At 47.2% G+C, this 8,324-nt stretch carries 9 protein-coding genes; 4 read left to right on the top strand and 5 right to left on the bottom strand.

Annotation, left to right across the window (positions count from 1 at the left end):
- Positions 1-123: 123 nt before the first annotated feature.
- From J2Z65_RS04080 to J2Z65_RS04100, 5 genes are all read right to left on the bottom strand, one after another.
- Positions 124-654 (bottom strand): ATP-dependent Clp protease proteolytic subunit, encoded by a 531-nt coding sequence (locus tag J2Z65_RS04080; protein ID WP_167063136.1) that lies wholly within the window; start codon positions 652-654, stop codon positions 124-126.
- 116 nt (positions 655-770) lie between these two features.
- Positions 771-2,771: an MASE4 domain-containing protein gene (locus J2Z65_RS04085; RefSeq protein WP_167063133.1), complete on the bottom strand. Its 2,001-nt coding sequence runs from the start codon at positions 2,769-2,771 to the stop codon at positions 771-773.
- A 123-nt stretch (positions 2,772-2,894) separates the two neighbouring features.
- Positions 2,895-3,212 (bottom strand): MGMT family protein, encoded by a 318-nt coding sequence (locus J2Z65_RS04090; RefSeq protein WP_167063130.1) that lies wholly within the window; start codon positions 3,210-3,212, stop codon positions 2,895-2,897.
- Positions 3,209-4,288, bottom strand: coding sequence for a lactonase family protein (locus J2Z65_RS04095; protein WP_240159890.1), 1,080 nt, complete (start codon positions 4,286-4,288; stop codon positions 3,209-3,211). Before J2Z65_RS04095 ends, J2Z65_RS04090 begins: the two co-directional genes overlap by 4 nt.
- Positions 4,289-4,358: 70 nt before the next feature.
- The gene (locus tag J2Z65_RS04100; protein ID WP_167063124.1) at positions 4,359-4,970 is read right to left on the bottom strand and encodes a TetR/AcrR family transcriptional regulator; all 612 of its coding nucleotides are present in this window, start codon (positions 4,968-4,970) and stop codon (positions 4,359-4,361) included.
- A gap of 146 nt (positions 4,971-5,116) precedes the next feature.
- On the opposite strand from J2Z65_RS04100, the gene J2Z65_RS04105 reads away from it, so the two are divergent.
- The 4 genes from J2Z65_RS04105 to J2Z65_RS04120 all read left to right on the top strand — a co-directional run.
- Positions 5,117-6,007: an ABC transporter ATP-binding protein gene (locus tag J2Z65_RS04105; RefSeq protein ID WP_167063120.1), complete on the top strand. Its 891-nt coding sequence runs from the start codon at positions 5,117-5,119 to the stop codon at positions 6,005-6,007.
- Positions 6,004-6,816: an ABC transporter permease subunit gene (locus tag J2Z65_RS04110; RefSeq protein WP_167063118.1), complete on the top strand. Its 813-nt coding sequence runs from the start codon at positions 6,004-6,006 to the stop codon at positions 6,814-6,816. Before J2Z65_RS04105 ends, J2Z65_RS04110 begins: the two co-directional genes overlap by 4 nt.
- 450 nt (positions 6,817-7,266) lie before the next feature.
- Positions 7,267-7,911 (top strand): transcriptional regulator, encoded by a 645-nt coding sequence (locus J2Z65_RS04115; RefSeq protein ID WP_167063115.1) that lies wholly within the window; start codon positions 7,267-7,269, stop codon positions 7,909-7,911.
- Between the two features lie 231 nt (positions 7,912-8,142).
- On the top strand, positions 8,143-8,324 hold a 182-nt coding region (locus J2Z65_RS04120; protein WP_209855731.1), incomplete at its 3' end, for a helix-turn-helix domain-containing protein.

Here is an 8,324-nt window from a genome sequence, read left to right on the forward strand (position 1 = left end):
TAGGGTCTCCTTTGCATTTGGAGGCAGCAGTCGCTGCCAGCCTTCTCTCTTTCTCTCATTAAACACCAAAAAGAGATAAAAAACAAAGAAAAAGAGAATCCCCCTGGCTTCTCTTCCCATTTCCTATACAATTTCGTCAATCACACCGTGCGTTAATGCCTCGTCAGGACTCATGTACCAATTCCGCTGATGTTCCTGAACTCGCAGGATCTCATCGAGGCTCAATTTTGTTTTTGATAGAAGGTACTCATCATAGATATTTTGCAGTCTCTGCGTTTCATCCACCCGGTTCTTCAAATATTCCAAATGTCCGTCAATATGCGTGGATACTGCATGATACATAAATGTGCTCAGCCTTCCCGCATATCTTTTGTGACCACTTACTGCAATCAGCAAACTCATGCTGGCAGCTAGTCCATATACATAGGTATGCACCGGCGTCTTACTGTTTTCAATCACATTAATCAGGCCCAAGCCGTCATAGACGCTCCCACCATTGCTATTAATAATAACGTCGATGGGCACGCGTTTGAAATCTTTTTCCTTCTTATCTTTGTCATCATCAAATTGATTAATTTTCATGATTTGCTCGACAATGGTTTTCACAGAGCTTTTATTTATGCCATCAAATAGATACAAGGTTCTTTCATTCATAGAAATGCCTCCTGTCCTATAGCCTATTGATACAGTTAGTCTATTCCCGACAGAAGGACTTTGTAACTCTTTTGCTTGTTTTTGCAAATTTTTGGGCTTGATGAGGCTATGAAAACCTATTCTTCCCAGCTTTCCGATAGCCGGACAGTGAAAAGGGAACCAATACCCAGCTCCGAATCAACCGTTACAGTACCGCGATGAGCTTCTACAATTTCTTTCACAATGGAAAGCCCCAGACCGGTTCCGCCGATTTTCCTGCGATCCGAGTTATCCACACGGTAAAATCGTGTAAACAATTTATCGATGGCGTCGACCGGTATTCCCAAGCCATAATCTTGAATTTGAATGGAAACGGCGCCGTCCGCTCTCTCCACTGTCACGTCAATCTTCGTTTTGCCTGGGGAATACTTGATAGCATTGGAAATGAGATTATGAAACACCTGCATCAACCGCTCTTCATCCCCGTAAATAAGAGCCTCTTCCGCGAGAACATGGAGCTCTATTTCATGATCATCTTTCCCCTGCCACTGTTCCACGATTTCTCGCAGCAAATGCGCCGCATTCAACGTTTGAAAATGAAATGCTTGGCGGCCGGAGTCCAATCGCTGCAAGTCAAGGAAATCATTGATTAAGTTTGACAGCCGCAGGGACTCCTTATGGATCGTCTCCACATACTTGACTCGCTTGTCCTCCGCGACACTGCGAGTCGCCAAAATTTCAATAAAGCCCATGATCGAAGACAGCGGCGTCCGGATTTCGTGGGAAATGATGGAGACAAATTCATTTTTCATCTCATCCATCCGCTCTTCCTCCGTACGGTCCCGGAATCCGAACAGATGTCCCCGAAGCGTGTCTGCGCCCTCGTCAAAAATCGGATTTACGTAGCATTCATAGTGCTTCAGTTCACCTGTCAGCGACACTCTTGAAATCCTTTTCAGAAATGGCGGAATGCTCTGATTGAAATACGCTTCAATAACTTCATTGAATGCGGCGCCTGAAGCACGCATGCCTTGGCAATACGACGATATGTGATCCCCTTGGCTGATCGGATGTTCAAAAAAAACCTCCACACGACGGTTTGCAAAGATGACTCTGCCTGCTGTATCACACATGACAGTGGCTTCATGGCTGGACTCCAGCATCTGTTCGATAATCGTGTTCTGTTCGGAAATGATGCGCTCCGCTTGCTGGCTTTCCCCCAGAAGCTCTTTATAGTTATATTCGCTTTCTTTGACCTTTCGGAAGAGATCGGCCATCCTCAAATACATTTTCGTAAACTCATAAATCATCCCTGCCAGCACTACATTCGAACAAACGAAGGAATTCCATTTCGCCACATACCAGCCTACACTGAACCGCCCGCCGCCGCAAAGGACAATGAGCACATCCAACATTAGTGCAAGAATAGCAATACACAGCCAAGTTGAAGTTACTGTTTTTGCTCTGGTTTTAAAATAGAAAACCAGTAAAGTGATGAACGTAAGCAGCACGATCGGAACCCCAACAAACCTAATAAATGCGGGAGACAACTTACCCTGCGACAAAACAGTAGGCAAATGCTCAATGTAATGTGTCGTTACATATGTACATATTGACACCAATACAATTATCCCGATGAATGTATACCAGCCTGCCAGCTTAGCCTTTCGAGCGCTATAACGAACATCGCCATATTTCGAATCGAGTCGCAAATACAGCAGGATGGCGAGAGGAAACCCCAAGTGCCAAAGCGCATACACCCATACCGACGTTTGTGGACCCGAGTTGAACAACCCATTTTCAGCAAATACGCGAGGAAACGCAAGAATATAAACCAAACTCATCCCGGCCGAGAACAAATAAGCGGCGAACAACGCAAGGACTGCGGGTGCGCGGGAGATTTTGAACTGACTATAAATCACGTATGCCGTGATAAGTTCAAAACAAACGACCGTGGAGAAGACCGCTGGCTGAAAAGCTTGCATCTCTCCCAACTGAACGCGAACAAACGGTACGCAAATGAATGAAATGAGGGTGACGATAGCCCCGATGATAAAAGCAAAGCGACGCTGTGCGGGATTAGACTGCATAGTTAATAAATTGTACACCGAAGAAGGTGCAGATTGCTGATGACTCATGATGATCCCCCGCAAATTGTTATCCGTTTCTCACAGACTTCGACAAGGCTCTACATTTTCCTTCTGACAAAAGAAAGCCTCACTTCTTATTGTTGCAAGAAGTGAGGCAGCTTATGTTGCATCTTAACTATTTTCTTCCATGGGAACTTGGTAGTGGTCAAGCGAAATCAACCGATCCTCCAAGAGATGAACGCCTTCTGCTTGCAAAAGAAAGCTTTGCAGTTGGGACCCTTCGTCATCTGCGATCGCAATTTCGCCTTTTGCATTAACAACTCTATGCCAGGGCAGCTTATGCTTCTTGCTCATGGCATGCAAAATCCGCACAACCTGCCGGGCTCCTCTAGGGCTCCCCGCAAGCCTGGCAACTTGTCCGTAGGTCATCACTTTTCCTTCAGGAATAGCACGAATAATCTCGATAACTCGCTCCGTGTACGGTGTCATTCTACGACAGCAAACTTGATGCACACCGGTTTGGATAGCTTCAATACGCTTCCTGTAGGCACAAGTTTCCCGGTTTCAGCATTTCTTGCAAACGATACAATGTTATCGGAATCTTTGTTTGCTACCAAAAGGTGAGCCCCATCCGGCGAAATCGCAAAATTGCGCGGATGCTGCCCCAGCGTAGGCGCATATTCTACAGGGATCAATTTACCTGTAGCAGCATCAATGGCGTACACGACAATGCTGTCATGGCCGCGATTGGAGCCATAGAGGTACCTGCCGTCAGGAGAAACATGAATATCCGCGCAAGCATTTTCGCCATCGAACGCGTCAGGCAATGTGGAGATCGTTTGAATCTCAGCAAGCTCTCCCTTCTCCTCATCGTAGCTGAATGCCGTTACCGTGGAACCAAGTTCATTGATCACATAGCCGTACTTATAGGACGGGTGGAAGGCAAAGTGCCGCGGACCTGACCCGGGAGCAACTGACACTTCGCCATGAGGATGCAGCTTTTGGGCAGTAAGATCGAGCTTGTACAGCTTAATTTTATCCAATCCTAAATCGCATACGCCGACATAAGTATTCGTACGATCCAAGAAAACGGAATGAGCGCGCGGTCTATCCTGTACTTGCAGAACGCTTGCGCCTTTATGCTGCTGTATATCAGCACTTTGACCAATACGTCCATCCGCTAATACAGGTGACAATCCTACCATGCCCCCATGATAGCTTGAAACCATAATTACTTGGTTCGTATGATCAAGCTGAATATGGCAAGTTGTCATGGGAAGCGTAATCTCATTGTTCAAAAGGGCTAATTTCCCCGATGTCTTGTCGATGTCATAAGAGGCTGCCGCCCCACAGCGTTGACCGTTCGCGTCAACCCCCTCCGATAAGGCATACAGCCTCCAATTTTCCTGATCGACAGCAAGAAACGTTGGATTTTGCAAGCCATCTACCTCGTGAATGACTTCCAGACTTCCATTGTTCTCTCCATAATGACAGGTATACACCCCAGGATTGACGGAATCCGCGTACGAACCTATAAATGCTACTATTTTTTGGTGCTTTGTCAAAATAACCATCCCCTTCTTTCAATTTCCTACGTGCATTATCTCAAATCCGATTCTAAGGAGCAATATGTGTTTAGGATACAACTGGCGACAGCGGAACCGTCCCGATTCCATAAAAAAATAAATGCACCATCTCCTCGATCAGCACATCCATATTGCCATGCTGCTCCGCGTAATCGAGCATCGTGTCTGCCTGGTTAGTCAGCATTTGCATATACATCATGATCGTGGACGTAGAGAGCTTCTCGGTAATCTCCCCATTTTTCTTGCCGTCTTCAATAAGCCGGGTGACGAGTGGAACGCCTTTTGCCATATATTCTTCTCGAACGAAGCGCGTCAATTCCGGATCATCCTGCCAGATCTGCTTCATCACCTGCAGCCCGAAGGTTTTGGACGATTGCTTTTTCTGAAAAATGATGTATTCCATCTTCTCTTTCAACGTATGCCCGCCTGCAAGAAATTCTTCGAATTCCTTGAGCGTTTTGCGGATATAGTCCATGATTACTTCCCGGACCAACGCTTCCTTACTGCCATAATAGTTATAAATCGTTACCTGCGACACACCGGCTTGTTCGGCAATCTCGGCAATTTTCATTTTTTTGGGATCGGTCGTTCCGAGTAAGTGCAGCGTTGCTTGCATAATGTTTTCTTTTTTTTGCTGGGCTCTTTTTTCAAAACCGTTCATTCACATCACCTGTAATTTGGAATAATGAAATTATAGCACATTTATATTTCAAAAGTATTGACGGAGCGTTTGTAGAGGAGTAACATGAGTTTTGAAATCATTTTGATTTGATATTTCATAACTTTAACTTTCGGAGGTGGCCGCGCATGTTGACCGTTCAGCATCTGACCAAAACATTCCCGAACGGGAAAGGCATATTCGATGTATCTTTTTCGGTCAAAAAAGGCGAGGTTTTCGGATTTCTCGGCCCAAATGGCGCCGGTAATTCAACGACGATTCGGCATATCATGGGCTTCATGAAGCCTGATAAGGGATCTGTAACGGTTGGCGGGCTGGACACGTGGACACAGCAAGGAACAGTTCAAACCTATCTCGGATATTTACCTGGCGAAATTGCTTTTATTGAAGGCATGACCGGGAAAACGTTTCTTGATTTCATGGCTGAAATGCAAGGCCTGAAACAAGCTGGACGGCGGGAAGAGCTCATCGAGCGGTTTCAATTCGATGTGAAAACCCCGATCCGCAAAATGTCTAAAGGCATGAAGCAAAAAGTCGGCATCGTCGCCGCTTTCATGCACCAGCCGGAGGTTATTATTCTGGATGAGCCGACATCCGGTCTGGATCCGCTCATGCAGAAGGTGTTTATCAACCTCGTGCTGGAGGAAAAGGCTCGCGGCACTACCTTCCTGATGTCGTCCCACAGCTTTCCCGAAATCGAGCGGACCTGCGATCGCGCGGCGATTATTAAAGACGGTGCGATCCTCACCGTCAAAGACATTCATGAGCTGCAGTCGATGCAGCGGAAATTGTTCGAAGTAACTTTCGAAAAAGCGGCAGATGCGGAAGCCTTTGCTAAGACGTCCGGTCTAGCGATCGAATCTCGCGAAGGCAGCCGGGTACGGGTGGCTGTGCAAGGAGCGTACGCTCTCTTTTTGGCGGAAACGTCGAAGTACGCGATTCGAAATCTGGACGTATTCACGCAAAGTCTCGAAGACGTGTTCATGAACTACTACGACCGGAAGGGGTCTTTACAATGAATGCCGCGTTGTATAAACATATGATGAAGATTCATTTCAGAGGAATGATGAATTATGCGTTCGGTTCGGCTTTTTACATCTTGCTCATGTTTTGGTTGTTTCCTAGCTTCGCGGGCAATAATGAAGCGCTGAATGATTTGATTAAATCCCTGCCGTCCAGCATTACAAGTGCTTTTAACTTGGGCAGCGGCTTTGGGACTGTAGAGGGCTTCATCTCCGGCGAATATTACGGCTTGCTGCTCGTACTGATCGTCGCCATTTTCTGCATTCTGTTCTCCACACAGCTGATGGCGAAACTAGTTGACCAAGGTGCGATGGCCTATTTGCTCGCGACGCCGACCACTCGCGGCAAAGTGGCTTTGACGCAGGCGATTGTATTGGTATCAGGGCTGGTGACGATCATGGCCGTGACAACGTTGTGCGGTTTTGCGGGGTATGCGTTGTTCATCGGTGATTTGAGCGCCTTCCATGGCGCGTCATATTTGCGGATGAACCTGGCTGCCTTGCTGCTGTTCTTCGCCGTCGGCGGCATTGCCTTTCTCGTCTCGTCCTTTGCGAATGATGAGAAAAAAGCATTAGGCATCTCGGCGATATTGACTTTTGGGTTTTTCTCTTTGGATTTTATCGGCAAACTAAGCGAGAAAATCGATTGGCTGCGCAGATTGACCTACTTCTCACTCTACGATCCGAGCGGGATCATCACCGGCAAGGCGGAGATTGGGCTTGCTTGGACGATTTTGGTTGTGATTGGCGTCGTTGCGTTTGCAGCAGGCGTCGTGGTGTTTCGTCGACGGGATTTGCCGTTGTAATCGCGATGGGTTGAGGGGAACCCATTACAGGAGCTATGGGACCTGAGCCTCCTTTAGCTTAAGGGCTTAGAGAACTCAGGGAAACAACAGTCCCCTATTTTGGAGTTCAGCGGGGAATTGGCTTGAAAAGGGGAACTGCAGGGTCTTAATTCACCGGATTGGGGGAAATTTATGCTCCAATCCGTGAAATAGCGAACCCTAGTTCCCACTTTATGGCCAAATGTTTGATTTACAGTGGAATAGCGCCCTGTAGTTCCCATTTCGGCGAGGCGTGGAAGAAAAAGCTGGAAAAATATGCTCATTTTCTGTTATAATCGAAAAAATAAACAAGCTGGTCGTGAAGCACACGCCGCTTTCAACTAGGTTCGTAAGGAGTCCGCTCCTTTGCGAACCTAGATGAAGCGGCGTTTTGTTTTTGCCGGTAATTTGCTAAAGAAAGCAGGATCTTGGATGAAATTTGAGCAAGCCTTCGAAGCCTTCATGGCTTTACAGATTGCAGCGGAAACGAATGCCCGCAGAAGAGAACGGCTGGAGCGGGGTTTGGGGCATGCAGAAATGGAATTTCTGCGTGTAGTGTGGTTTCCGGCGGTTGGACATTTTGAGCACTTGTATCCCGAGTGGGAAGTGCGTGATTTCGCAAATGGCTACCGCTACTTGGATTTTGCCTATATGCCCGGGGATGCCAAAGGTGCAATTGAAATCCAAGGTTATAGTTCCCATGCGCGGGATCTTGAGCTTTGGCGATTCAAGGACCTCTGCCTAAGGCATTGTCATCTTGCTTTGGATGGCTGGATGGTAATGCCGATCCCCCACCCTTCCATCATTGAGTCGCCTAAGCAGTGCCAACAGCTTATGCTGTCCTTTGTCGGTAAATTTATCTCCTCTCACGTTTCCGAGCGCCTCTCTTGGCTGGAATCCGAAGCGCTCCGTTTGGCAAGGAGGCTGCTGCGCCCTCTCACTCCTTCTGATCTCGCTTCACATCTTCAAGTGAGTACCAAATACGCCCGAAAGATTTTGCGCAGCTTGTGCGAAAAGCAGCTCCTTACCGTAGCGAGCGGGCATGCACGTGCGCGAATGTATAAGTTAAATGTGTAGAGTAAGGGAGCCCAGCCGCCTGAAAGGAACTACAGTCCACTATTTTGGCGAGTAGCAGTGATTTCGCGGGTGTAGGGGAACTACAGGGCATTATTTCCCCGTTTCGGGCGGAAATTCGAGCATTATGAGGAAATAGCGGACCATCGTTCCTCATAACTATTAAGCCCCCTAATTAAATTGGAGAGTACCATGGGAAATAAGGTACTATTCATATAAAGGGAGGCGAGCGGAATGAGACAACGTAACAACGCATTCAAAGAAGTTCGTAATAAGGTGGCGCAAGAAGCATTGGCTGGAATTAAAGTCGGGGTGCTGGCAAGAAAGTATGATGTTTCACCGAAGACTATTCGAAACTGGGTAAAAGAGTTCCAGGATGAATTTGGTGCAGATGCTGTACCTACCATCGATGAACG

Source organism: Paenibacillus aceris, from assembly GCF_017874035.1.
GTDB classification, from domain to species: Bacteria; Bacillota; Bacilli; order Paenibacillales; family NBRC-103111; genus Paenibacillus_E; species Paenibacillus_E aceris.